26 protein-coding genes are annotated in these 24,807 nt (G+C 68.1%); 14 read left to right on the top strand and 12 right to left on the bottom strand.

The window, feature by feature from the left end:
- From ACFU5V_RS30955 to ACFU5V_RS30940, 4 genes are all read right to left on the bottom strand, one after another.
- Window positions 1-906 (bottom strand): FAD binding domain-containing protein, encoded by a 906-nt coding sequence (locus ACFU5V_RS30955; protein WP_378703668.1) that lies wholly within the window; start codon window positions 904-906, stop codon window positions 1-3.
- A 75-nt stretch (window positions 907-981) separates the two neighbouring features.
- Window positions 982-2,124 (bottom strand): XdhC family protein, encoded by a 1,143-nt coding sequence (locus tag ACFU5V_RS30950; RefSeq protein WP_378703666.1) that lies wholly within the window; start codon window positions 2,122-2,124, stop codon window positions 982-984.
- Window positions 2,125-2,161: 37 nt separating this feature from the next.
- Window positions 2,162-3,973 carry a DUF4873 domain-containing protein gene (locus ACFU5V_RS30945; RefSeq protein ID WP_378703665.1) on the bottom strand — a complete coding sequence of 604 codons (1,812 nt, stop codon included), beginning with the start codon at window positions 3,971-3,973 and terminating at the stop codon, window positions 2,162-2,164.
- Window positions 3,970-4,896: a diiron oxygenase gene (locus tag ACFU5V_RS30940; protein ID WP_378703663.1), complete on the bottom strand. Its 927-nt coding sequence runs from the start codon at window positions 4,894-4,896 to the stop codon at window positions 3,970-3,972. The genes ACFU5V_RS30945 and ACFU5V_RS30940 overlap by 4 nt, the downstream gene beginning before the upstream one ends.
- A gap of 125 nt (window positions 4,897-5,021) precedes the next feature.
- Between ACFU5V_RS30940 and ACFU5V_RS30935 the strand changes: the two genes are divergently transcribed.
- From ACFU5V_RS30935 to ACFU5V_RS30920, 4 genes are read left to right on the top strand one after another with little or no spacing between them, the layout of a single operon-like run.
- On the top strand, window positions 5,022-5,639 hold the full coding sequence (locus tag ACFU5V_RS30935; RefSeq protein WP_378703661.1) for a TetR/AcrR family transcriptional regulator: 618 nt from the start codon (window positions 5,022-5,024) through the stop codon (window positions 5,637-5,639).
- Between the two features lie 33 nt (window positions 5,640-5,672).
- Window positions 5,673-5,990, top strand: a complete 318-nt coding sequence (locus tag ACFU5V_RS30930) for an ArsR/SmtB family transcription factor (RefSeq protein ID WP_378703659.1) — start codon at window positions 5,673-5,675, stop codon at window positions 5,988-5,990.
- Window positions 5,987-6,550, top strand: a complete 564-nt coding sequence (locus ACFU5V_RS30925; RefSeq protein ID WP_378429868.1) for an SRPBCC family protein — start codon at window positions 5,987-5,989, stop codon at window positions 6,548-6,550. The genes ACFU5V_RS30930 and ACFU5V_RS30925 overlap by 4 nt, the downstream gene beginning before the upstream one ends.
- 41 nt (window positions 6,551-6,591) lie before the next feature.
- On the top strand, window positions 6,592-6,942 hold the full coding sequence (locus ACFU5V_RS30920; RefSeq protein ID WP_378429869.1) for a VOC family protein: 351 nt from the start codon (window positions 6,592-6,594) through the stop codon (window positions 6,940-6,942).
- A gap of 5 nt (window positions 6,943-6,947) precedes the next feature.
- On the opposite strand, the gene ACFU5V_RS30915 is transcribed toward ACFU5V_RS30920, so the two are convergent.
- The 3 genes from ACFU5V_RS30915 to ACFU5V_RS30905 all read right to left on the bottom strand — a co-directional run bounded on the left by ACFU5V_RS30915 (window position 6,948) and on the right by ACFU5V_RS30905 (window position 9,000).
- Window positions 6,948-7,427 (bottom strand): sigma factor-like helix-turn-helix DNA-binding protein, encoded by a 480-nt coding sequence (locus ACFU5V_RS30915; protein ID WP_378429870.1) that lies wholly within the window; start codon window positions 7,425-7,427, stop codon window positions 6,948-6,950.
- A gap of 125 nt (window positions 7,428-7,552) precedes the next feature.
- Complete coding sequence (arfB, locus tag ACFU5V_RS30910; protein WP_378703657.1) at window positions 7,553-8,014, bottom strand: alternative ribosome rescue aminoacyl-tRNA hydrolase ArfB; 462 nt, start codon at window positions 8,012-8,014, stop codon at window positions 7,553-7,555.
- The gene (locus ACFU5V_RS30905) at window positions 8,011-9,000 is read right to left on the bottom strand and encodes an alpha/beta hydrolase (protein ID WP_378703794.1); all 990 of its coding nucleotides are present in this window, start codon (window positions 8,998-9,000) and stop codon (window positions 8,011-8,013) included. Before ACFU5V_RS30905 ends, arfB begins: the two co-directional genes overlap by 4 nt.
- A 175-nt stretch (window positions 9,001-9,175) precedes the next feature.
- On the opposite strand from ACFU5V_RS30905, the gene ACFU5V_RS30900 reads away from it, so the two are divergent.
- A complete protein-coding gene (locus ACFU5V_RS30900; RefSeq protein ID WP_378429873.1) occupies window positions 9,176-10,258 on the top strand; it encodes a DUF1524 domain-containing protein in 1,083 nt (360 codons plus the stop codon).
- Between the two features lie 108 nt (window positions 10,259-10,366).
- The gene (locus ACFU5V_RS30895; RefSeq protein WP_378429874.1) at window positions 10,367-10,663 is read left to right on the top strand and encodes a response regulator transcription factor; all 297 of its coding nucleotides are present in this window, start codon (window positions 10,367-10,369) and stop codon (window positions 10,661-10,663) included.
- 3 nt (window positions 10,664-10,666) lie between these two features.
- Here the strand turns inward: ACFU5V_RS30895 and ACFU5V_RS30890 are convergent, their stop codons facing one another.
- Complete coding sequence (locus tag ACFU5V_RS30890; RefSeq protein ID WP_378703655.1) at window positions 10,667-11,953, bottom strand: alpha-hydroxy-acid oxidizing protein; 1,287 nt, start codon at window positions 11,951-11,953, stop codon at window positions 10,667-10,669.
- A 117-nt stretch (window positions 11,954-12,070) separates the two neighbouring features.
- Here ACFU5V_RS30890 and ACFU5V_RS30885 point away from each other — a divergent pair, with 117 nt between their 5' ends.
- Complete coding sequence (locus ACFU5V_RS30885; RefSeq protein ID WP_378703653.1) at window positions 12,071-12,844, top strand: VOC family protein; 774 nt, start codon at window positions 12,071-12,073, stop codon at window positions 12,842-12,844.
- A 33-nt stretch (window positions 12,845-12,877) separates the two neighbouring features.
- Here ACFU5V_RS30885 and ACFU5V_RS30880 read toward each other — a convergent pair whose 3' ends face one another.
- Together ACFU5V_RS30880 and ACFU5V_RS30875 are read right to left on the bottom strand one after the other, a co-directional pair.
- Entirely contained in the window at window positions 12,878-13,807 is a 930-nt protein-coding gene (locus ACFU5V_RS30880) for an alpha/beta fold hydrolase (RefSeq protein WP_378703651.1), read from the bottom strand.
- 49 nt (window positions 13,808-13,856) lie between these two features.
- Window positions 13,857-14,474: a TetR/AcrR family transcriptional regulator gene (locus ACFU5V_RS30875; protein ID WP_378703649.1), complete on the bottom strand. Its 618-nt coding sequence runs from the start codon at window positions 14,472-14,474 to the stop codon at window positions 13,857-13,859.
- 87 nt (window positions 14,475-14,561) lie between these two features.
- Here ACFU5V_RS30875 and ACFU5V_RS30870 point away from each other — a divergent pair, with 87 nt between their 5' ends.
- From ACFU5V_RS30870 to ACFU5V_RS30860, 3 genes are all read left to right on the top strand, one after another.
- Window positions 14,562-15,908, top strand: coding sequence for a cytochrome P450 (locus ACFU5V_RS30870; RefSeq protein WP_378703647.1), 1,347 nt, complete (start codon window positions 14,562-14,564; stop codon window positions 15,906-15,908).
- A 46-nt stretch (window positions 15,909-15,954) separates the two neighbouring features.
- The gene (locus ACFU5V_RS30865; protein WP_378703645.1) at window positions 15,955-17,115 is read left to right on the top strand and encodes an alkaline phosphatase family protein; all 1,161 of its coding nucleotides are present in this window, start codon (window positions 15,955-15,957) and stop codon (window positions 17,113-17,115) included.
- Between the two features lie 74 nt (window positions 17,116-17,189).
- A complete protein-coding gene (locus tag ACFU5V_RS30860) occupies window positions 17,190-17,951 on the top strand; it encodes an HNH endonuclease family protein (RefSeq protein ID WP_378429881.1) in 762 nt (253 codons plus the stop codon).
- On the opposite strand, the gene ACFU5V_RS30855 is transcribed toward ACFU5V_RS30860, so the two are convergent.
- Entirely contained in the window at window positions 17,952-18,575 is a 624-nt protein-coding gene (locus ACFU5V_RS30855) for a DUF3060 domain-containing protein (RefSeq protein WP_378429882.1), read from the bottom strand. It abuts the gene before it with no gap.
- Window positions 18,576-18,609: 34 nt separating this feature from the next.
- Complete coding sequence (locus ACFU5V_RS30850) at window positions 18,610-19,629, bottom strand: beta-ketoacyl-ACP synthase III (RefSeq protein ID WP_378703643.1); 1,020 nt, start codon at window positions 19,627-19,629, stop codon at window positions 18,610-18,612.
- A 285-nt stretch (window positions 19,630-19,914) separates the two neighbouring features.
- Here ACFU5V_RS30850 and ACFU5V_RS30845 point away from each other — a divergent pair, with 285 nt between their 5' ends.
- The 4 genes from ACFU5V_RS30845 to ACFU5V_RS30830 all read left to right on the top strand — a co-directional run bounded on the left by ACFU5V_RS30845 (window position 19,915) and on the right by ACFU5V_RS30830 (window position 24,804).
- Window positions 19,915-21,030, top strand: a complete 1,116-nt coding sequence (locus tag ACFU5V_RS30845) for a DUF4185 domain-containing protein (protein ID WP_025431974.1) — start codon at window positions 19,915-19,917, stop codon at window positions 21,028-21,030.
- Between the two features lie 21 nt (window positions 21,031-21,051).
- On the top strand, window positions 21,052-21,675 hold the full coding sequence (locus ACFU5V_RS30840) for a class I SAM-dependent methyltransferase (RefSeq protein WP_378429883.1): 624 nt from the start codon (window positions 21,052-21,054) through the stop codon (window positions 21,673-21,675).
- An 82-nt stretch (window positions 21,676-21,757) separates the two neighbouring features.
- Window positions 21,758-23,593, top strand: a complete 1,836-nt coding sequence (locus ACFU5V_RS30835; RefSeq protein ID WP_378703642.1) for an acyl-CoA dehydrogenase — start codon at window positions 21,758-21,760, stop codon at window positions 23,591-23,593.
- 227 nt (window positions 23,594-23,820) lie between these two features.
- Window positions 23,821-24,804 carry a hypothetical protein gene (locus ACFU5V_RS30830; RefSeq protein WP_378703641.1) on the top strand — a complete coding sequence of 328 codons (984 nt, stop codon included), beginning with the start codon at window positions 23,821-23,823 and terminating at the stop codon, window positions 24,802-24,804.
- The last annotated feature ends 3 nt before the right edge of the window (window positions 24,805-24,807 follow it).

Raw genomic sequence — 24,807 nt, 5'->3', positions numbered from 1 at the left:
CTATGCCTCTTCTCCGGTCGGCTCGTGCTCCACGTCGCTGCGGAGCACCCGGTCGACCGCTGTTCGGAGTGTGCGGATCGTGAGTTCGGATGCGAGATGACGTTTGTAGTCGACGGTGCCGCGGGCGTCGCCGACCGGCGAGCAGACCTGCGCGGCCATCCGCCCGGCCTGGGCGAACGCCTCCTCGGACGGGGGGCGTCCGGTCAGGTAGTCGGCGATGTCAGCGAGTCCGGAGGGGTCGGGGTCGACCGCGGTCAGGCCGACCCCGACCCGGGCGATCTCGCCGCCCTCCACCGTGACGGCCGCGCCGGCCGCGGTGACCGCCCAATCGCCGGTTCGCCGTTCGACCTTGGCGTAGGCGCTGGAGCTGTGGCCGTGGACGGGTATCACGATCTCGATGAGCATCTCGTTGTGCGCGAGCGCCGTCTCGTACGGTCCGACGAGGAACTCGGACACGGGGATCTCGCGGCGCCCGCCCGGTCCCTGCACCACGCACGTGGCGCCGAGGACACCGCAGACCGTCGCGAGGTCCTCGGCCGGATCCGCCTGGCACAGCGATCCGCCGATGGTTCCGCGGTTGCGGACCACCGGGTCTGCAATCACCTTCTCCGCGTCGCGGAAGAGGGGGAACGCCGCCGCGAGTTCGTCGGATTCGAGGAGCCGGCGGTGCCGGGTCATCGCACCGATCCGCAGCCTCGACCGCTCGGTCGTGATGTATCCGAGTTCGCCCTCGAGGTCGTTGATGTCGATGAGGTACTCGGGATTGGCGAGGCGAAGTTTCATCATGGGGAGCAGGCTGTGGCCGCCTGCCACGAGGCGGGCTTCGTCGCCCAGCCGGTCGAGTAGGGCGATCGCGTCGTCGACACCCGTTGCACGCTCGTATTCGAAGGATCCTGGTACTTGCATTGTGACCTACCTCACAAATGTGGATCCTTTCAGCCTGCGCAAGAACCGGTGGTCCGTCAACCCCGGTGAACCGCCCTATTCGACGAGGGAATCCACCGGTTCCTCGTGGTGGATCCGGCCGCTCGACTCCGCCAGCGGGCGCCCCGTGCCACCCCACCGGCAGGCGATGATCTCGGCGGCGATGGACACCGCCGTCTCCTCCGGGGTGCGGGCGCCGATGTCCAGGCCGATGGGGCTCGACAAACGGTCGAGTTCGGCGTCGGTCAGACCTGCCTCGCGGAGTCGTTCGCGCCGGTCCAGGTCGGTTCTGCGTGATCCCATGGCACCGATGAACGCGACGTCCGGCAGGCGCAACGCCGCCTCGAGGAGAGGGACGTCGAACTTCGGGTCGTGGGTGAGTACGCAGATCACGGTCCGGCCGTCGATGGCACCGGCCTCGGCCTGGCCGGCCAGGTACCGGTGCGGCCAGTCCACCACCACCTCGTCCGCGGTCGGGAACCGCGCGTGTGTCGCGAACACCGGCCGGGCGTCGCAGACCGTCACCCGGTATCCCATGAAGGCGCCCTGCCGCGCCACCGCGGCGGCGAAGTCGATGGCCCCGAACACGAGCATGCGCGGCCGCGGCGCATAGCTGGCGACGAACACCTCCATCCCCTCGCCACGACGCTGACCGTCGGTGCCGTACGTCAGCACGGTGCTGCCGCCGGCCGCGAGGAGACCCCGGGCGTCGTCGGTGACGGCGGAGTCGGCGCGGTCCGAACCGAGGGCACCGCTCACGTCCTCGGGCCGGACGATCAGCCGGCGGCCCACCCGCGTGGCATCGGGATGCGCCACGACGGAGGCGACCGCGACCGGCCGGTGGTTCTCGATGTCCCGGACGATCTCACCCAGTTCCGGAAAATTGTCCCGCGAGACGGGCTCGACGAAGATGTCGATGATTCCACCGCAGGTGAGACCCACCTCGAACGCATTCTCGTCGCTGATCCCGTACCGCTGCAGCACCGGCGTCCCTGTCGCCGCGACCTCGGTCGCGAGTTCGTAGACCGCCCCCTCGACGCATCCGCCCGACACCGAACCGGACGCGCTGCCGTCGGGTGCCACGACCATGGACGCCCCCGCCGGCCGCGGTGCGGAGCGGAACGTGCGGACCACCGTTCCGACGCCCGCCGTTCCGCCCGCCGTCCACACCGCCATCAGGTCTGCCAGCACGTCGCGCATCAGCACCCTTCCCGCTCGAGTCCGATTCGCTTCCAGCCTATTCCGCCGACGCGAGTTTGGCCGCGGAGACGGGCACCTCGACGTCGACCGGTGCCAGCGGGAACGGGGGCGCCCCGACCCCCGCGATCCGGAAGTGGCCCCACGGGTCGCGCTCGGCGAGGACGGCGGGCACCTCGGGACCGTCGCCGATCGTGAGGAACAGCGGGGTGCGGTTGCGCTGCTCGGCCGCGTCGACGCCGTCGCCGACGACGCGTCCGTACCAGTGGTACAGACCGTCCAGCGGTTCGAGGTGACCGTTCAGGAAGACCTCGACGGCCACGGTCAGGTCGCCGGACGTGAGCACGCCCGGCCCCCGGTACTCGGTGTCGACCTCGCGTTCGGTGAGCGAACTCAGCTCGAAGTGCCGGTCGTCGGGGGTACGCAGGCGCCGCCAGTACGATGCGCTCGAACCCGGCCACGCCGCCCGGTTGTGGCCGGTGGAATCGAGGTACCAGCTGTCGCAGCCACCCGAATTCCACACCGAGCCCTCGAGTTTGCGGTGGATCACCCGGTTGAATTCGCGCTGCGCGCCCGCCCGCACCTCGATCCGCGTCGCATCCCGTTTCTTCATCAGCGCCAGGCACCGGGTGATGTAGTGCGCCTGGGCCTCGATGACGAAGACGATCGACTGATTGCCGCCTCCGGAGTTCGGCCCCATCATGAGGAAGAAGTTCGGGAAACCCGTCACCGCGACCCCGAGGTACGCCTCCATGCCGTCGCGCCAGGCCCGCTGGATCGTCAGCCCGCGACGACCCACGATGTGCTCGTTCTCGAATCGGTCGCCGACCGCGAATCCCGTGCCGTAGACGATGACGTCCGCGTCGTGCATCTGTCCGTCCTCGGTGCGGACCCCGCGCTCGGTGACCTCCGAGATGCCCGACGTGACGAGGTCGACATTCTCCCGTTGCAGGGCCGGGTAGTAGTTGCTGGACACCAGGATTCGCTTGCACCCGATCGTGTAACCGGGGGTCAGGGCTGCGCGCAGGGCGGGGTCGTGCACCTGCCTTCGCAACAGTCCCCGGGCGGCCGATTCCAGCGCCGTCATCAGTCGTGGGTGCAGGAACCCGGCGATCAGCGATTCGTGGCTCCAGTAGATCGCGTGGCGGTAGACCTTCTGCGCGCCGGGCACAGTCTTGAACACCGCCTTCTCGCCGGCGGTGATCGGACGGTCCAGCTTCGGCAGGATCCAGTGCGGTGTCCGCTGGAAGACGTCGACGTGTGCGGCCGTCTTCGCGACCTCGGGCACGAACTGCACGGCACTGGCCCCCGTGCCGACGACCGCGACCCGCTTACCCGTCAGGTCGACCGAGTGATCCCATTCTGCGGAGTGGAATGTCGTTCCCCGAAACGATTCTCGTCCGGCGAACACGGGAACGCTGGGTTTGTGCAGCGGCCCCGGGCCCGCGACGACGATCCGCGGGTGGAACACGGAACCCGCGCGGGTCTCGACCCGCCACCGGTCCGTGGTCTCGTCGAAGTCGTAGGAGATCACCTCGGCGCCGAACCGGATGTGGGGTGCCAGGTCGTAGTCGAGGACCACGCGCTCGATGTAGTCGAGAATCTCGGGCTGCCGCGCGTACATCCGGGTCCATTTCCGGTTGGGCGCGAAGGAGAACGAGTACATCAGCGACATCACGTCGCACCCGCATCCCGGATACGTGTTCTCCCGCCACGTTCCGCCCACGCGATCGGCCTTCTCGAGGACGACGAAGTTCTCCTGCCCCGCCTCCTTCAGCTTGATCGCCATGCACAATCCCGCGAATCCGGTACCGACGACGAGGACGTCCACTTCGGCGGATCGGTCGGTCACAGGAATCCCCCGCGCCGCCACAACGCACGGGAGGTCGCCCGCATCAGGCCGTTCTCCTCGAGGAACGCGGCCAGCGATGCGAATCCGCGGCGCTGATTCTCGCGAAAGTTCGGATTTGCCAGCGCCTGTCGACGCGCCTCCTTCGGATCCAGTCCGGCCCGCTCGTACATGGCCGGGTTGGTGAACAGCCGCTGGAACAGCGGGCCGCCGATCCCCTGCAGCGTGCCGACCCACAGCCGGTCGATCCGGTGGCCTTCCGCGACGCGGCGTCGCACCCCCTCGCGGGCGAAGCGGATGTGCCGGGACTCCTCGGTGACGTGGATCCGCATCAGCCGGGAGATCATCGGCTGCAACTGCGGGTCTTCGAGGACGCGCCGCTGCGTGGCGTCGAAGATCTCCTCGCCGATCAGAGCGGCCACCCAGAGCATCGTTCCGCGAAACGTCTTGGGCAGCACGTTGACCACGACGGCCTGGTACCACCGGAGCTGGAAGGGCTTGGCGCCCATCTGCTCGATGGCGCGGCCGAACATCGTCATGTGCCTGCACTCGTCGCCCATCTCGGTGAGCATGTACCGGGTGTGCAGTGAACTCGGATCGTTGTGCAGCAGCGCGCGCAGCAGGGCCTGGTTGAGGATGTTCTCGAACCAGATTCCGACGCTGAGGATGTTCGCCGATTCCTGCCGGGACAGTTCGATGCGCTGCGCCTCGCTCATCCCGTCCCACATCTCCGTTCCCCACAGGGACAGGACCTGCGGCGGCAGGAAGTACTTGCCGTCCTCGAGCGGCGCGTCCCAGTCGATGTCGACGACGGGAGCGTACGAACGCTTGACGGAACCCGTGAGGAGCCTGCCGGCGACTTCCTCCCGATCGATCGTGTGTGAACGCCGAGACATCGCTGATCCCTTCGTCGAGAGCGATCCCATCTCATTGCCGTTTATAGGTAAAACGTAAACCCGGGTGCGATCCAGGTCAATGGTTGTCTGTAACTCGAGTTCACATTTGCACCTTCCGGTTTGCGCCCACCCCACCCGACCAGCACAATCAGGCCGTGAGGACGCGGCCGACGACACCGACCCCGAGTGAACTCCGGGAACGAATCCTCGACGCGGCCGAACAGTGCCTGATCGAACTCGGCTACAGCACCCGACTCCATGCGGTCATCGCCGAGCGAGCGGGACTGTCGCGGCCCACGCTCTACAAACACGTCGGCGACCAGTCCGCCATCCTCGAGGCCCTCTTCCAGCGGGAGATCTCGCGCTTCTTCGTCGTCCTCGACCCCATACTGCGGGGACGGCAGCGCCAACTCCAGGTGCGATTCGTCGACGCCGTCGTGTTCGCCGTCCAGTACGCACGCCGACACCGGTTGCTGCAGAAGGGATTGCGCGACGACCCCGAGGTGGTACTCCCGTGGTTCACGGTGAAGGCGAAGCCGATGATCGAACTCGGGGCGCAACTGCTGACCCCCCACTTCCAGCGCCTGTTCACGCCCGGGCAACTGTCCGGCGTGAGCCCCGCCGCCATCTCCGAGTGGGCGTTCCGGATCGTCGGTTCCCTCGTCATCACGGAGGGAATCGTGGACACGTCCGACGAGCAGGCGTTGCGCGAGTTCGTCCGGTCCCTGCTGTCGATCGCCTTCATCCCGCAACCGGACGTGCATATTCCTTGACGCGTATATACGCATAGAGGAATACTCGAGGTCATGGCACCGGACGTGTTCACCGTGGTCGCCGAACCGCAGAGGCGCAGAATCCTCGAACGGCTGCGGGACGGCCACGCCTGCGTCGGCGAACTCGTCGACCAACTCTCGCTGCCCCAGCCGACCGTGTCCAAACACCTGCGGGTGCTGCGACAAGCCGGATTCGTCACCTGCCGCACCGCCGCCCAGCAGCGCATCTACAGTCTCGACCGCGAACCGTTCGACGAGTTCGAACGGTGGTTGCAGCCCTACCGCCGGCTGTGGACACACCACCTCGACGCCCTCGGGCAGCACCTCGATTCGAAGGAGAATTCGTCATGACCGAGTCGGACGCACGACGCGACTACCGCCCCAGCCCACTCCGGCACGCCGAAGCACGACCCGACGGCACCCGATGGGCATTGACCTTCGTCCGTGAGTTCACACACTCGCCTGCAGCGCTGTGGACCGCGCTCACCGACCCCGGAGAACTGCCGCAGTGGGCGCCGTACACCGCGGACCGGAACCTCGGCACGGTCGGTCCCGCCACCCTGACCATGGTCGACGGACCGGACCACACGGAACTCGACGGCACCGTGACACGGGCCGAGGCACCGCACGTTCTCGAACACGCCTGGGGTGACGACGTACTGCTGTGGACGATCGAGGAGACCGGAGAGGGAACGCGACTGACCCTGCGCCACACCCTCGACGACCAGCGCACCGCGGCGATGACGGCCGCCGGGTGGCACATGTGCCTGGACGTCGCCGAGGCCCTGCTCGACGGCAATCCGATCGGACCGATCGTCGGCGCCGACGCGATGAACTACGGCTGGCGCACACTCAACGAGCAGTACTCCGAACGCCTCGGCGTCGAACCGATCGATCCGACGCTGCCGTGAATCGGCGACGGCCGTCCACCGCTCCCCGGTACCGTTGACGCATGGGCCTGCAATGGGAAGCCGTGGTGGTCAACGCCGTCGATCCGACAGCCCTCGGACGCTGGTGGGCCGAGGCCCTGGGCTGGGGCGCCGTGACCGACGCCGACGGCGACGTCCACATCCGGCCCCGGGCGGACAGCCACCCGGAGATCCTGTTCGTCGCCGTTCCGGACCGCAAGCAGATCCCGAACCGGCTCCACCTCGACTTCCGGCCCGACGATCAGCAGGCCGAGGTCGAACGGCTACTCGCACTCGGCGCCCGGCACGCGGATGTCGGTCAGGGCGAGCAGAGTTGGGTGGTGCTCGCCGATCCGGAGGGCAACGAGTTCTGCGTACTCTCCGGCCGGACCTGACGCGATCAGGCCACCTTCGCCCGCAGGGCTCGCAGCGCCTCGTGCTGCACGACCAGAACACGGCCCACCGGGAGACCGAGGACGCCCGCGGTGTCGTGCGCGGACAGTCCGTCGATGACCCGCAGCAGCACGATCTCCCGTGCGGTGGGATCGAGTCCGTGCAGCAATCGAGCCACCTCCGCCGGGAGGTCAGGGCTTCCGGATCCGCCCTGCGCGTCCGCAACGGTCCGGCTCACGACGCGGTACACCTCACGGACCGGATGGTCACTGCGGGCGAGGGACGGAAGCTGCCGCGCCACCGCGAGCAACGCCTGCTGCGCCACCTCGTCTGCGGGCCGCGTGACCGTCGTGGAATTCCCCACGCGGGTACGGCAATACCGCACCACCTGCGGCCACAGCGTGGCCGTCACCCGCTGCACGGCCCCGCGATCCCCCGCCGCGGCGGCCGTCGCCGCCGAATGTAATTCCTCGTCAAGCACACTCATGCCGCCCTCGATCCCCCGACCTCGCCGTCTCCGGTCATCCGTGACGGCGCTTCCGTACTCATCTTCCGACACACGAGGGGGCAACACATCCGGGAAGTTCCCCATTTCCCGGTGCGTGAAACCACCTACATGTCCGGCTTCCTCCGCAAGTTCTTGGTCTGGCCGCGTTGCTTCTTGGCGTCGAGTCTTCGCCGGTGTGAGCCCTTGGTCGCCTTGGTCGGGCGCCGGGTCCGCGTTTCGGCCAGCACGGCCGCACGCAGCAGCGCCGCCATCCGGGCCCGTGCCGCACGCCGATTGCGCAGTTGCGAACGGGTTTCGGACGCCGTCACGCTGACCACACCGTCAACTATCCTGTGTCCCAGCCGAACCTGCATGCGGTCGAGCTGGGCGGGAGACAGGGTCGACAACGTCCAGAGGTTCACCCGGAGTTCCACCCGCGAGTCGGTGGTGTTCACTCCCTGGCCGCCGGGACCACCGGCACGGGAGAACCGCCACTGCAACTCGGCGGCCGGGACGACGAGCGACCGGGTGATCTCCAGGTCGTCGGTGACCTCGCCGCCGGGAAACACCGGAGGAACTTCGCTCACACTCCCAGCGCCCGAGCCAGCACCGGCCAGGAATCGTGAAGGTCGTCCTGCCAGTACCCCCACGAGTGTGTCCCCGAGTTACGGAAACTCGCAGTTGCAGGTATTCCCAGTTCTCCCAAGCGATCCGTGAATCGATGCGTGCAGTAGTTGGTCACCGCCTCGATCGGACCACCCGCGTAGATCTGCCGCGCGAGCACCCCGACGTTCCCGTCGATCCCGGGGCCGTCGAGAGTCTCGTAACGCCCCGGCAGACCGTTGCCGTTGGAGAGGAACAGCTCCGTGCCGCGTAGTTCGGCAGCATGCACGTACGGGTCGTTCGCCGACCACGCCGGATCGTCCGGCTCGCCGTACATGTTGGCCGGGTCGCCGTAACCGTAGTTGTCCATGGTGATCTTGATGAGCAACTGACCGAGCGGATCACTGGTCAGAGCGCAACCGCTGTAGGCGGCGACACCACGGAACAGGCCGGGGGCGGCGATCGCCAACTGCAGTGCCGCGGTGCCGACCCGGGACATGCCGGCGAGCGCGTTGACTCCGTTGGTTCCGAGGGCCGCGTCGACGACCGGCGGAAGTTCCTGAGTCATAAAGGTCTTCCACTTGTTCACCCCCATGACCGGGTCGGGGCTCTTCCAGTCCGTCCAATACGCGTTCTCGCCGCCGGACGGGCTGACGACGTTGACGTTCTGGTCGGCCAGAAACTCTTCGACATCGGTCTTCTCCCGGCGGATCTGGCCGTCGAGGAAGTACAGCGTCGGCCGCGGCGCGCTCGTATCGGCGGGCCGCTGCACGTACACCGGCACGACGCGCTGCATCGACGCCGAGAAGACGTGCAGCGTCAAATGTCTCGGATCGATCACGGTGACGTGGTCGAGTTTCGAACCGTTCGGCGCCGCCACCGCAGCGAGCGCACGACCGGTGTCGACGACCGGATCGGCGGCCGCGACGGTGCCGCCGAGACAGAGGGACATCACGGTCGCGGCCGTCACGGCCGCTGTGCGCAATTTCCCCCGTAAGACATGTCGTGTCACGACCGATTACCGCCCTCCACCCGCACGAATTCCGGTCCCGGGGCATGCTAACAGTTCTCACCATGTGCCGAGTAACGGAAGAGACCTTCCGTGCGATGAACATCCGACCCCCCACGTTCATTGAAGGACCGGCATGACGTCTCCCCTGCCCACATCATCTGCCGCTCGCAAGAAGTGGCCCTGGATTACCGGCGGGATCGTCGTAGCCGTCGCCGCGGTCGCGTGCAGCAGCCCCGGACAGGACGGCCAATCGGCCCAGGCCTCATCCGTGTCGGCGACGCCCGCGGCTTCGACGGTAGCGGCTGCCACGTCGAGTTCCTCGACACCGGTGCCGGTTTCGTCTGCGCTGGCGCTCTCACCGGTCGCACCCGCGGTGGTCGGCGGCGCCGACGCGACCGCCGCACTGCAGCAACTCGCCGGTCTCGAGATCAAGGGCCGCGCACCGAAGACCGGGTACGACCGGGATCTGTTCGGTCAGGCGTGGACCGACGACGTCACGGTCGAGGGCGGCCACAACGGGTGCGACACCCGCAACGACATCCTCGGGCGCGACCTCGTCCAGATCGTGTTCAAGCCGGGCACCCGCGACTGCGCGGTGCAGACCGGAACCCTGCACGACCCCTACACCGGCACCGCCATCTCCTTCGTCCGCGGAGAGGGCACGTCGAGCGCCGTGCAGATCGATCACGTCGTCGCGCTGTCCGACGCCTGGCAGAAGGGCGCTCAGCAACTCGACACCGCGACCCGAGTGAACTTCGCGAACGATCCGCGGAACCTCAAGGCCGTGGACGGCCCTGCCAACCAGCAGAAGTCGGACGGCGACGCCGCAACCTGGCTGCCCCCGAACAAGAGCTACCGGTGCACGTACGTGGCGGATCAGGTGGCGGTGAAGGCCGCGTACGGGCTGTGGGTGACGCAGGCCGAGCACGATGCGATCGCCCGGGTCCTCGAGGACTGCGGGGCAGCGACGCCGGCTGCGGCGCCCGCCCCGACCACCGACCCGGTCCCGGCCGTGGTGCCTGCACCGGCCCCCGTTCCCGTTCCCGCCCCGGCGCCCGCGCCCGTCCCGTTCGTGGACACGGCGGGGCCGAGCGACGTCTATTACAAGAACTGTTCGGCGGCCAAAGCGGCTGGTGCCGCACCGGTCCACCTCGGCGAACCAGGCTACGGCACACACCTGGACCGCGACGGCGACGGTGTCGGCTGTGAGAGCTGATCCGGGCCTGCCGAGACACGCACCGCCACCACCAGTTAACCTGAACTGCCTGCAGGGACGTCGGGTACCTGTAGTCATTTCTGTACATGTCAGAAAGATGAGACCGGCATGACCACTGCACCCGACGCACTCGGGCACCCCCCACATACGGACGAACCGCCAGTCGCCCGCGTCTTGGAGAAGCCGGCGTTGTCGGCGCGCGAGATCGAGGTTCTCCGCCACTGGCTGCGCGGCGACTCCAAGCTCGCCGTCGCCGCCGACCTCCACATCGCCCTCGGCACGGTCAACACCCACCTGACCCGCATCCGCGAGAAGTACGCACTCGTGGGGCGTGACGCGTCCACCAAGACGGCACTGCTGGTCCGGGCCCTCCAGGACGGCATCATCACCATCGCCGAGCTCTGAGGCCTATGCCCTGCGCAGGGCGTCCCGGTCGATCTCGGCCACCGACGTCAGACCACTGAGACCCATCGTGAGGTCGAACTCGGCGATCACGTTGGCGGTGGCGTCCCGCGCACCGGCCTGACCCGCCAGGGCCAGGCCGTACAGGTGGGGCCTGCCGAGTGTCACGGCGTCGGCACCGAGCGCCAGCGCCTTGAAGACGTCCGCTCCGGTGCGGATTCCGCTGTCGAGGAGCAGCGTCAGCCTGCCGTCGACGACGGGCGCGATGTCCACGAGAGCGTCCAGCGACGACACGCTGCCGTCGACCTGCCGCCCACCGTGATTCGACACGACGATCCCGTCCACCCCGGCATCGAGTGCACGCCGGGCGTCGTCCGGGTGGAGCACACCCTTGAGCAGGATCGGCAGCGACGTCCTGCTGCGGAGGGTATCGATGTCGGCCCAGCTCAGCGACGGCCGGGAGTAGATGTCGAGGAACGTCTCCACCGCGGCCCGCGGCTCCGGCGACCGCAGATTGTCGAGGAAACGGCCCGGGAAGCGCCGCGTCATCGACACCAGCGACCGGATGGCGCCGAGCGTCACCTCGACGTCCGGCTTTGTCGCCGCCGCCTTGATCCGGTCGTGCACGATCCGGCGGAATACCGGATCGGACGTGTACTGCGCGATCCCCTGCCCCTGCGCGAACGGCAGCGAACCGAGGTTGAGATCTTCCGGCCGCCAGCCGAGCATCGTCGTGTCGAGGGTGACGACGACGGCGTCGGCCCGGATGTTCGCCGCCCGCTGCAACAGGCTGTCGACGAGGTCGTCGTCGGTACTCCAGTACAGCTGGAACCATCGGGGCGCGTCGCCCATCGCCGCCGCGCTCTCCTCCATCGGGGCGCAGCCCTGGTTGGAGAAGATGTACGGCACACCCAGTTCGGCGGCGGCAGCGGCGATGGCCACGTCGGCCTCCGGCCTGGCCAGTTCGGCGGCACCGACCGGTGCGAGCAGCACCGGCGCCGGAATGCGGCGCCCGAACAGCTCGATCCCGATGTCGCGCTTCGAGACGTCGCGCAGCACCCGGGGAACGATCTGCCACTTGTCGAACGCGGCGCGGTTGGCCTGCATCGTGCGGCCCAGACCGGCGCCGCCGTGAACGTACGCCCACCCCTTCGCGCTCATCTTCCGCCGCGCGCGCCGCTCGAGGGTGTCGAAGTCGGTGGGAACGGAGGGCGTGCGGCCGAGGACGCCGTCGCGGTAGATCAGATTCTGGCGGGCCCGGCCCGGGCTGTCCTGGTTCTCGCTCGCAGACATGCGGCCGAGTCTTCCACAGCACGTCACTACCCGGCGCCGTGTCGCCTGGACGCGTAGGTTTGTGACCGGCACCACACCGCGCGCTGCCCCGACCCCCTGACGTCCTAGGAGACCGCGATGCCCGACCGTCCGTCCCTCACCGGCGCTCCCTGCTGGATCGATCTCACCAGTTCCGACCCGCAACAAGTCATTCCGTTCTACACCGGACTGTTCGGGTGGAGGTCCGACACCAACGAGGATCCGCAGTACGGCGGCTACTCGATCTTCAGCATGAACGGCAAACCCATTGCGGGCCTAGGCCCGCAACAGCAGGGCAACCCGTACGGCAACGTGTGGACCACGTACCTCGCGTCCGAGGACGCCGCGGCCACCGCGGCGAAGGCCGCCGACGCGGGCGGTCAGGTGATGATGCCCGCCATGGCCGTCGGCGACCAGGGCATGATCGCCATCCTCGGCGATCCCGCCGGCGCCGTCATCGGCGTGTGGCAGGCCGATCAGCACACCGGCTTCGGCCTCGTCGACGAACCCGGCGCACCCGTCTGGCACGAAACACTGTCGCGCAACTACGCGGCCGCGCTCCCCTTCTACGCGGACGTCTTCGGCTGGACGTATCAGACCCTCGGCGACACAGACGAATTCCGGTACTCCCAGGCCAACGTCGGCGACCGCACCGTGGCCGGCATCATGGACGCCGACTCGTTCCTGCCCGACGGCGTCCCCTCGTTCTGGCAGTTCTACATCGGCGTCGGCGACACCGACGCGGCGGTCGCGAAGGTGACCGAACTCGGCGGCGCGATCCGGCGCGAACCGGAGGACACCCCGTTCGGGCGGCTCGCCTCCGTCGCCGACCCCCTCGGCGCCACGTTCCAGATCACCACCCTGCAGTCCTGACCTCGCGACGGTGGCGCGCAGGCCGCGCCACCGTCACACCGGGCCGAACGGCGCCTGCGCCTCCTTGGCGTCCCAGATGTCGAGGAGCGAGCGGAGAATTTCCTCCGACATGCCCAGGCCGCCGAGATGGCTTTCCCCGTGCATCGTGTGGAACTCGGCGTCGGGCAGCAGCGACACCATGTGCTGCCCGTGCCGGAGCGGGATGATGTGGTCGCAGTCGCCGTGCCACCACCGGACCGGGGTCTTCACCGCGTTCACCCGGAATCCCCAGTCCCGCGCGAACAGGACGAGGTCGGCGAACGGGGCACTGAGTTGCTTGCGGCCGCCGTTGAGCAGATCGTCGAGGAACATCGCCTTGAACTCCGGCCTCGCGAGGAGACGGCGATCGCCCTCCGGCGACATCCGCCCGTACAGGTCGATGATCGGCGACGCGAACGGCCTCGCCAGCCTGATGACCGAACTCGCCGCCAGCCCGACCGGGACGCCGCCCGCCGACAGCACCGGGGCGGCCAGCACCGCGAGATCCATCAACCCGCTGCGGATCGCGTCGGGGCCCTTCGTCGGCGCGACACCCCCGAGGATGCCGGTCGCGACCACGCGGTCGGGCATCGCGTACGCCGCGGCGAGCGTGTAGGGGCCGCCGCCGGACAGGCCGATCACGGCCATCTGGTCGATGCCGAGCGTGTCGGCGACCGTGCGCAGGTCCTCGGCGAAGTCGATCACCGCGCCGTAGCGGTGCGGGGTCGACGACCCGACCCCCGGCCGGTCGATCCCGATCAGCCGCACGTGCTCGCGTTCGGCGAACGCCCGGGCCTCCATCGGCACCTGACGCCGCGCCCCGGGTGTGCCGTGCAGCCAGAACACCGCCCTGCCCTGCGCCGAACCGAACTCCGCGAAGCCGAGCCGACGCCCTTCTCCTACCGCGACCGTGCCCTCCAACTGTGGGCGTGCGATATCCACCATGCCCACAGCTTCGCACGTGACGGTCGTCACGTTTCCGGCCGGGACCCGCTCAGCGGTGTGCGGTGGACGTGAACTGGTAGGTGGCGGCGTCGATGATCTGCTCGGGAGACACCTCGATCTCACCGTTCAGCCACGCCGTCATGAGTTCGGCGAGCCCACCCACGAACAGCAGTGCGGTGATCTCGTCCTGCGGCGACGACCACGCCCGGTCGCCGTACAGTTCTCTCGCTTCCTCCGCCACCAGCAGCGCGAACGCCCGCAGCAGTTCACGTCTTCGGGTCCGCAGCGGTTCGGCGCCCGCCGATTCGATGATCGACACCCGCCCCTTCCTCGGGTCGGCCGTCAGGATCCCGACGAACGCCGCGATCGCCGCCCGCACCCTCACCTCCGGGTCGCCCGTCACGGTCCGGAGCGTGACCCGCGCAGCCTCGCCGATCTCCGCGGCGATCCCCTCGATCACCTGCACCAGCAGGTCGTCCCGGCCGCGGAAACTCTCGTAGAAATAGCGTTCCGTCAGTTTCGCCTCGGCGCAGATCGCGGTCATGGTCGCCCTGTCGCCGCCGACGGTCCCGAAGACCTGTAGCCCCGCTTCGAGAAGTCGCGCACGGCGTTCGGCGGCGCGCTCCTCCGAACTTCTCCCGCGGTACTGCCGCGCCGGCTGACTCATGACTCGATGTTGACAGACCACCCGGTGTGACGCACACTACAGACATCTGACATGGCGTCCTGTCACATACCCGACGAGGGAGTGCCCGTGCCCAAGGTTCTCGCTGCTCCGCCGCAGGAAAGCACGCTCAGCCCCATCTCGGGGGATGCCGGATTCCCCGTCATCGGACACTCGCTGGAGTACTTCCGCGACCCGATGGGACTGCTCCAGAGCCGCTGGGACCGCTACGGCCCCGTGTCCTGGCTGAGCATGGCAGGCAAGAGGTGGGTCACCGTGCTCGGACCCGACGGCTGCCAGGCCGTGCTGCAGAACAAGGACCGCGCCTTCGTCAACAGCGACGGGTGGAGCGTGCTGATCGGGCCGTTCTTCCACCGGGGGCTCATGCTCCTCGACGGCGACGAACACCTCGTCCACCGGCGAATCATGCAGCAGGCCTTCACCCGAGACCGGCTGTCGCGCTACACCGAAGCACTGCACCCGGCCGTCGAGAAGGGGCTCGACGCCTGGCGCCCCACCCCGGGCTTCGCCGTGTACCCGGCACTGAAGGAACTGACGCTCGATCTCGCCACGAGCATCTTCATGGGCGGCGCCGAGGGGTCGACGCCACGGGAGATGGCCGAGGTGAACAGGGCCTTCATCGACTGCGTGCAGGCAGCCACGTCGGTGGTGCGGTACCCGCTGCCCGGGACCCGGTGGAAGCGTGGCATCGACGGACGCCGCCGACTCGAGGACTTCTTCCGCCGGTACCTGCCGGCCCGGCGCGGAGGTGCGGGCGAAGACCTGTTCTCCGCCCTGTGCCACATCGAATCCGAAGACGGACAACGGTTCAGCGACGACGACGTCGTCAACCACATGATCTTCCTGCTGATGGCGGCGCACGACACGTCCACCATCACGCTGTCGACTATGATGCAGTACCTCGGCCAGCACCCGCAGTGGCAGGAGCGCTGCCGGCTCCAGTCCGCGGCGCTCGGCACGTCCACCCCGGGCTACGCCGAACTCGACGAGCTCACCGACCTCGACCTCGTCATGAAGGAATGCCAGCGTCTCGTTCCGCCGGTCCCGGTGGTCGCGCGGCGAGCGGTCCGGGACACCGAGGTGCTCGGCCACTACATCCCGAAGGGCACATATATGTCGGTGGTCGTGCACTTCACCCACCACATGCCCGAGTACTGGCCCGACCCGGAGCGGTTCGACCCCGAGCGGTTCGCACCCGAACGCCGCGAGGACAAGGTCCACCGGTTCGCATGGGAGCCGTTCGGCGGCGGCGTGCACAAATGCCTGGGCATGCACTTCGCGGGCGCCGAGATCAAGACGGTCATGCACCACCTGCTGCAGCGATTCGACTGGCGGGTGAGCCCCGGCTACGTCGCCCCGCTCGACTACACCTCGCTGCCGTTCCCCTCCGACGGCCAGCCGGTGGACCTGTACTGAGCCGACTCCGTAGTGCAGCCCCGGCCGATCCACCATAGTGGGAGTCATGACCGTTACGGCACCCCCGCTCGACGTGTACTCGCAGCCCACGCTGTCCAACCTCATGCCGTCCGTGCTCGCTTCGCTCGGTGTCGCCGGCGAGCCCAACCGGCTGCACCTGCCCGACAGCAGACACGCCGTGGTGATCCTGCTCGACGGCCTCGGCTGGAGCCTGCTGCGTCGCCACCGCGAGCGCGCACCGTTTCTCGACAGCCTGACCGGACGGCCGATCCGGGCGGGATTCCCCACCACGACCGCCACCAGCATCGCGTCGTTCGGCACGGGACTGCCGTCCGGCGGTCACGGCATCACGGGCTACCAGTCATACGTTCGTGAGGTGCGCGGCACGATCAACTGGCTGTCGTGGCGCGCAGGCCACAAGGGCGACGAACTCACCCGGCTGGTTCCCGAGGTCCTGCAGCCCGCACCGACCGTCTTCGAGCGTGCCGCGGCAGCCGGTATCGCGTGCACCACCGTGGTTCCCGCGAAGTTCGACGGGTCCGGGCTCACCCGAGCCGTCCTCCGCGGCGGGAAATTCGCGGGAATACACGCGTACGGTGACCTGATCGCGCACGTCGTCACCGCGTCCCGATCCGGCGAACGGACGCTCACCTACTGCTATCTCAGCGAAATCGACACCCTCGGGCACATCTACGGTCCGGGATCCGAACCGTGGCTGCACCAACTCGACCTCGTCGACCGGCTCGTCGAGAGACTCGCCGCGGAACTCGCGATCGCGCAACCGGGCGCCGCCCTCCACGTCACCGCCGACCACGGCATGGTCACCGTCGACGACGCCGACAAGATCGACTTCGACGACACACCCGCGCTCTCCGAGGGCGTGGTGGCGCTCGCGGGCGAACCACGGTGCAGGCACGTCCACACACGAGCCGGAGCCGCGCACGACGTCGCCGCCCGATGGAGGAGCGAACTGGGACATCGGATGTGGATCGGCACCAGAGACGAGGCCGTCACCGCGGGACTGTTCGGTCCCGCCGTGCGATCCGAGGTGCAGGGGCGCATCGGTGACGTCGTCGCCGTCGCGCAGGGCGGCGTCGCGGTGGTCCGGCGCAAGGCGGAGTCGCGGCTGTCCGCCCTCCCCGGGCAGCACGGCGCGCTCACCGACGACGAGTTGCTGATTCCGCTGCTGCTGGGCGCCGCGACGTAAACCCGGGTCGTTCGCCGGTTCACCGGGCCACTCCTGATAGAAATGACGAACAGCGTTGATTTCAGGAGAGATTCATGCCCCGCTCTGCGGTACCGAACACCGGCTCCATCATCACGACCATCAGAACCAAGTGGCCCTGGATCCTCGCCGGCCTGCTCGTCGTCGTGCTCGTCACGATGCTCTCACCGGACCCCGACGGCACCCTCGCCTCCGGAACCGGACCGGCCGCACCGTCGGAAGCCACTGACGCACAACAGATCCAGACGGCGTTCACCCAGCTGTCCACCCTCGAGGTGAAGGGCAGGGCACCGAAGACGGGCTACGACCGGGAGCTGTTCGGCCCCAGCTGGACCGACAACGTGTCCGTCGCGCTCGGACGCAACGGCTGCGACACCCGCAACGACATCCTGCGCCGCGACCTCGTCGACATCACCTCGCGCGACCGCACCCGCGACTGCGTGGTGCAGACGGGCACGTTGCGGGATCTCTACACGGGCAACATCATTGCGTTCACCCGCGGCACGAAGACGTCGGATGCCGTGCAGATCGACCACGTGGTGGCGCTGTCGGACGCGTGGCAGAAGGGCGCTCAGCTCCTCGACGCGCAGACGCGGGCCGACCTCGCGAACGATCCCCGCAACCTGCAGGCGGTGGACGGGCCCACCAATCAGCGCAAGAGCGATGCCGACGCGTCGACGTGGCTGCCCCCGATGGCGGCGTACCGCTGCACCTACGTGGCACGGCAGGTGGAAGTGAAAGTGGCGTACCGACTCTGGGTGACGGCACCCGAACGCGATGCGATGGCCGCGGTGCTCACCGGCTGCGGCGCGCGGTGATCACGCTCCGGGCGGGGTGAGCCGGTTCTCGGAGCCGGTGTCGACCGCCGGGGCCGTCGCACCGGAATCCCAGTCGACGGAGTTGTTGGACCCGGTCAGCTCGAGGGAGTCGAGGGATACCGCGCGCACGAAGTTGTCGTTGCCGCTCACCGTCATCGCACCGGAGTCGTCCACGTTCAGGGAGTTCCCGCTTCCGCTGACCGAGATCCGCTCCGCCTGCTTGCCGACCACGGTCACGGCGTTGCCTTGCAGGTCGATCGATTCGACGACGTCGATGGTGGAACTGTTGCTGCGCCCAGAGATGGTCAGTGTTCCGGTCTGCCCGCCGACGACGTTGGTGTCCTGACCGCGTACGACGACCGCGTTCGACGTGGCGACGGTGGCCGAGACGCCGTTGGCCTCGATGGTGACGGTGCCGCACTCGCCCTCGAGGACGACCCCGGCACCGTCGCGGTTGACGATCACGTCGCGGCCCGCGCAGTCACCGCCCGAGTTCAGTTCCACCGCAGAGCCGGACACCGTGGAGGTGCCGGCCCCACCGGTGCTCCCTCCGCCGCAGCCCGCGAGGGCCACGGCGGAGGACATCAGTACCGCGACGGCGACCGACTGCCGGGTGACACCCATCGATCCCTGCTTTCCTGCCCCCGACGGGACCGGGTCAGTTCTTCGCGAGTACCGGCATCGTCACGACCTGGGCCGCGTAGGACAGCCCGGCGCCGAAGGCGAGCAGCAGGGCGGTGTCGCCGGGCTTGGTGGCTCCGGACTGCAGCAGTTCCTCCATGGCGAGCGGCACCGATGCCGCCGACGTGTTGCCGCTCTCGGCGATGTCGTCGGACACGGGCACGCCCTCGGGAAGCTTCATGCTGCGCGCGATCACCTCGGTGATCCGCGAGTTGGCCTGGTGCGGGACGAACGCGTCGAGGTCGTCGACCGACATGCCCGCCTTCTCGACCGCCCGCAGCGCGACCTTGCCCATCTCGAAGGCGGCCCAGCGGAACACGGCGGTACCGGCCATCTTGATGTACGGACGCGTGGCACCCGGCGTCGTGATGTATTCGTACCAGTCCAGGTCCTGCACGATGGCGTCGGCCTGGGAGCCGTCCGAACCCCACTCCACCGGTCCGATGCCCGCGACGTCGCTCTTGCCGACGACCACGGCCCCGGCGCCGTCACCGAAGATGAAGCGCGTCGAGCGGTCGGTCGGGTCGGTGGTGATGCTCATCTTCTCGACACCCACCACGAGGGCGTAGTCGACGGATCCGCCGCGAACCAGGTCGGACGCCACCGTCAGCGCCGTGCAGAAGCCCGCACATCCACCGCCCAGGTCGAACGCTCCCGGCCCGTTGGTTCCCAGGGCGTCGGCCACCAGCGCGGCAGCAGGCGGTGTCAGCAGCAGGTACGTCGACGTGGCGACGATGACGCACCCGATCTGCTCGGGGTCGATCCCGCTCGCCTCGATCGCCTTGCGCCCCGCCTCGATGGACATCGTGACGACGTTCTCGTCCTCCGCCGCGAACCTCCGGTTGCGGATGCCCGAGCGCGACTGGATCCACTCGTCGTTCGAGTCGATCAGTTCACAGATCTCGTCGTTGGTGACGACCCGTTCGGGCCGGTACACGCCGAGCCCGAGAAGGGCGGACTGCCGACCTCCAGTCACGGTGGCAATCTGCTTTCCCATCGATCGATCTCCTCATCAGGTCCCGCGTGGTTACGCGCAGTGTGGACTTGTCGCCAGCACACGTTACGTCGGCGGCCGCCCCGCGGGTAGCACCGGTTCCTGTTACTCGCGGGTAATATCGGATCTGCAGGGGCACGGATGAAACGAACAGGGCGGTCGAATCGACACTTTCGGAAGAACAGACTTGTTAGACTTCTCGCGATTTCCAGCAGTTGATCACCGGTAGGGGGAGTGGTCTCTTCAGGCCACGCAGTGCCGCCTGCTGCTAGAGATGGAGTGACCTTCGTGAAGCGAACCAGAGCTCTTGCAGCAGCCTCGCTCGTCGGCGCGGCCGTGACGTTGATCGCATTCGCGGGCCCGGCCGCCGCGAACCCCAACGCCATCAATCCGATCCCCGGACTCAACGGCACCAACGGGATTCCGCACCTCACCGGACGCACCCAGGCGGTCGCTCAACAGACCGGCATGCTCAGTCCCAACCGCACCCAGGACGCCAACGTCCTCGGCACCGACCTCGGCATCATGTGGGACAACGGCCAGGGCCAGGTCCTCACGGCGTTCGGCGACTCCGCCGGGCTCGGACTGCCCAACCTGCTGTCGGGCAGCCTGTGGGCCTGGCGCAGCAGCACACTCTTCCGCAGCTCGGACGGCATCCTGTCCGACGGGATGAACTTCGACAGCTCACCCCGCGACATCTTCGGCCAGTCCAAGGAGCTCGTCCCCAGCCCGAAGATCCCGTTCGTCGAGATCAGCCGCATCCCCACCGCAGGCGTCGCCGTCGGCAACACCCAGGTGCTGAGCATGATGTCCGTGAAGAACTGGGGTCCGGCGGGCACGTGGGACACCAACTACTCCGGCCTCGTCTACTCGCAGGACAACGGCGAGAACTGGACCGTCGCCCCCGAGACGCAGCGCCCGAACGTCGGGGGCAATGCCAACTTCCAGATGAGCGCGTTCGTCAAAGCCGACGGCTTCGTCTACCAGTACGGCACACCCGCCGGGCGCGGCGGACTCGTCCACATCGCCCGCGTCCCGGAACCCCAGATCATGGACCTCGGCGCGTACGAGTACTTCGACGGCGCCAAGTGGATCAAGGGCAACCCCGACGTCGCCAAGCCGATCATGCCGGGCGGCGTCGGCGAATTGTCCGTCGCGTACAACGAGTACCTCGGCCAGTACCTCATGCTGACCACCGACCAGTACAACTCGGTGGTCATGCGGCGCTCCCCGTCGGTCACCGGACCGTGGGGACCACCCGAGGTGCTCGTCGACACCCGGGAACTCCCCACCGCGTACGGCGCCTACATCCACCCGTGGTCGTCGGGCCGCGACCTCTACTTCCTCACGACGGTGCACAACAACTACAACGTTCTCCTGATGCGCACCACGCTCACTCCGTAGCGGTCGTACTAGCGTCGGGGCATGGATGCAGCTGCCTGGGACGAACGGTATTCACAGAGCGAACTGGTGTGGGGCGCGCCACCCAACGCCGTCGTGGTCGAGCAGGTCACCGCACTCCCGCGCGGTCGCGCGCTCGATCTCGCGTGCGGGGAGGGCCGCAACGCGCACTGGCTCGCCACCCGCGGCTGGGAGGTGACGGGGCTCGACTACTCGGCCGTCGCCCTCGACAAGGCCCGCCGGGTGGCCGCCGAAGCGCCCCGCTCGGTCCGGGAACGGCTCGACTACCGCGTCGCCGACGTCACCGAGTCGGACCTCGGAGGCGAGTACGACCTCGTGCTCATGATTTACCTCCATCTCGCCCCGGAGGAGCGTCTGCAGGTTGTGAACCGCGCCATATCCGCGCTGAAACCTGACGGAATCCTCATGATTTTGGGGCATGACGCCGTTAACTTGTCGCAGGGAGTCGGGGGGCCTCAGGACATCGAAATCCTGTACACACCAGATGATTTGGTGACCATGCTCGGCGGTCGCCTGAACGTGGACGTCGCCGAACGGCGATTCCGCGACACGGACGCCGGAACGGCGATCGACGCACTCCTCGTCGCACACCGCCCGAGTCTTGGCAGTCCGGTAAATGGCGCGTAATATCGCTGATGTTACCGACGAGTAATAACTTGGGCGGTACTCACGGATAGACCGCACCATCTCACTGGGAGAGACAGAAGACATGGGCCATTACAAGAGCAACGTCCGCGACCTGGAGTTCAACCTCTTCGAGGTACTCGGTCTCGAGCAGCCGCTGAGTGACGGCGTGTGGGGCGATCTCGACGCCGACACCGTCCGCAACATGCTCAGTGAAGTTGCCCGCCTCGCCGAGGGACCGCTGGGCGAGTCCTTCGCCGACGCCGACCGCAACCCTCCGGTCTTCGACCCCGAGAACCACACCGTCACCCTGCCGGAATCCTTCAAGAAGTCGTTCCGCGCACTGTGGGACGCCGAGTGGTACCGCATGGGACTCTCCGAGGAGATCGGCGGCGTCCCCGTGCCGCGATCCGTCGTGTGGGCCATCGGTGAGCTCATCCTCGGCGCCCAGCCGGCCGCGCACATGTACCAGGCCGGACCCGCGTTCGCGGACGTGCTGTTCCACAACGGCACCGAAGAGCAGAAGAAGTGGGCCGCCACCTGCGTCGAGCGCGGCTGGGGCGCCACCATGGTCCTCACCGAACCCGATGCCGGTTCCGACGTCGGCGCAGGCCGCACCAAGGCCATCAAGCAGGACGACGGCTCCTGGCACATCGAGGGCGTCAAGCGGTTCATCACGTCCGCCGACTCCGACGATCTGTTCGAGAACATCTTCCACCTCGTCCTGGCCCGCCCCGAGGGCGCAGGCCCCGGCACCAAGGGACTGTCGCTGTTCTTCGTCCCGAAGACGCACTTCAACTTCGAGACCAACGAATTGGGCGAGCGCAACGGCGTCTTCGTCACCAACGTCGAGCACAAGATGGGCCTGAAGGTCTCTGCCACGTGTGAGGTGACCTTCGGCGGCCACGGCATTCCCGCCCAGGGCTGGCTCGTCGGCGAGGTCCACAACGGCATCGCGCAGATGTTCGACGTCATCGAGCACGCCCGGATGATGGTCGGCACCAAGGCCATCGCCACCCTCTCCACCGGCTACCTCAACGCCCTCGACTACGCGAAGGAACGCGTCCAGGGCGCAGACCTCACGCAGATGACGGACAAGGCCGCCCCGCGCGTCACCATTACGCACCACCCCGACGTCCGTCGCGCCCTCGCCATGCAGAAGGCGTACGCCGAAGGCCTGCGCGCCGTGTACCTGTACACCGCGGCGCACCAGGACGAGGCCACCGCCAAGCTGGTGTCCGGCGCCGACAAGGACCTCGCGTTCCGCGTCAACGACCTGCTGCTCCCGATCGTCAAGGGCGTCGGCTCCGAGCGGGCCTACCAGTACCTGACGGACAGCCTGCAGACGTTCGGCGGATCCGGCTTCCTGCAGGACTACCCGATCGAGCAGTACATCCGCGACGCCAAGATCGACTCGCTGTACGAGGGCACCACCGCCATCCAGGCGCAGGACTTCTTCTTCCGCAAGATCGCCCGCGATCGCGGCGTGGCACTCGCCCACGTCGCAGGCGAGGTCAGGAAGTTCATCGACACCGAGGCAGGCAACGGCCGCCTCAAGGCCGAGCGCGCCCTGCTCGCCACCGCCCTCGAGGACGTCCAGACCATGGCCGCCACCCTCACCGGGTACCTCATGGGCGCGCAGGAGCAGCCGTCCGAGCTGTACAAGGTCGGCCTCGGCTCCGTCCGGTTCCTGATGTCCGTCGGCGACCTCCTCATCGGCTGGCAGCTTCTGCGCCAGTCCGAGATCGCGATCAAGGCCCTCGACGAAGGCGCCTCCGACAAGGACAAGGCGTTCTACGAAGGCAAGGTCGCCATCGCGTCCTTCTTCGCGAAGAACGTGCTGCCCGAGCTGACCGCCACCCGCGGCATCGTCGCCAACCTCGACAACGACATCATGGAGCTCGACGAAGCAGCGTTCTGATCGGCCTCACACGGCCCGGTGGCTGGGGATTCGTCCCCGGCCACCGGGCCTTTTCGTGCCCTGACCGGTTCGCCGCACCACTTCTCGGTCCACGAACCCCTTCTCGGGCCCGACAGGTAGTGCGCGGGCCGAGAAGGAGTGCGGGAGTTGTCCACAACCTTCGGTTCATCCACAGGCAGGTCCGCCGGGCCGGATTCCCGGCGCCCGTCCGGGCGAGAATCGTTCCCATGGAACACGACCCGGAAGCGATGCTGCGACGCCAGGACGCACTGGGTCGCGGCTACAGCGACGACGAGATCCGACGCCTGTATACGCGCGGCGAGTGGCACCGCATCGGCCGCGGCGAGTACCTCTCCGCAGCGGTGTACTCGGCACTCGGCGACGAGGAACGTCATCGCTCCCTGATCGACTCGACACTTCACGCCCTCTCCGACGACGCGGTGCTCAGCCACCAGTCCGCGGCCGTCGTGTACGGACTGCCCCTGTGGCGAACGACCCTCGACCGTGTTCACGTCACCAGAAACCGGCGGGGAGGCGGCCGGGTCAAGCGACGGATCACGGTGCACTGCGCCCCGATCGGAGAGCACGTGGCGGTGGTGGACGGACACTCGCTGACCCTCCCGGCGCGGACCGTCGTCGACCTCGCGAGGACGGTGCCGTTCGAGCAGGCCGTCGTGGCCGGTGACGCGGCGGTCCGCAAGTTCGGCATCAGCCGCGACGAACTGGACGCAGAACTCGCCCTCGCCGGGCGGCGGCACGGAATCGACGCGGCACGGAGGGTCGTCCACTTCGTGAGCGGGCACAGCGAAAGTGTCGGGGAATCGCGGAGCCGGGTGATGTTGGCGCGGGCCGGGCTCGCCGTTCCCTCCCAGCAAGGTGAGGTGTTCGACACCGGCGGGCGCCGTGTCGGGCGCGTCGACTTCCACTTCGACGGCATCGTGCTCGGGGAGTTCGACGGACGCGTCAAGTACGGACAGCTGCTGAAACCCGGTCAATCGCCCGGCGACGCAGTGTTCGCCGAGAAGCAGCGCGAGGACGCACTGCGCGACCTCGGGTTCCAGGTGGTGCGGTGGACCTGGGACGATCTCGAGTCACCCGCGCAGGTGGTGGACCGGGTCCGCCGCGCAATCGCCCGTGCCGAGTCGCCGCGAGGCTGGGTCGTCCAGGCGCCGCTGCCGTCCGCGCATCCGCTCACGGTGCGAGCGCTGTAGACG

This window comes from Rhodococcus sp. NPDC057529 (assembly GCF_042802055.1).
Taxonomy (GTDB): Bacteria; Actinomycetota; Actinomycetes; order Mycobacteriales; family Mycobacteriaceae; genus Rhodococcus_F.
Note: the sequence above shows the minus strand (reverse complement) of the source record. Positions and strands in the feature narration are given on the sequence as shown.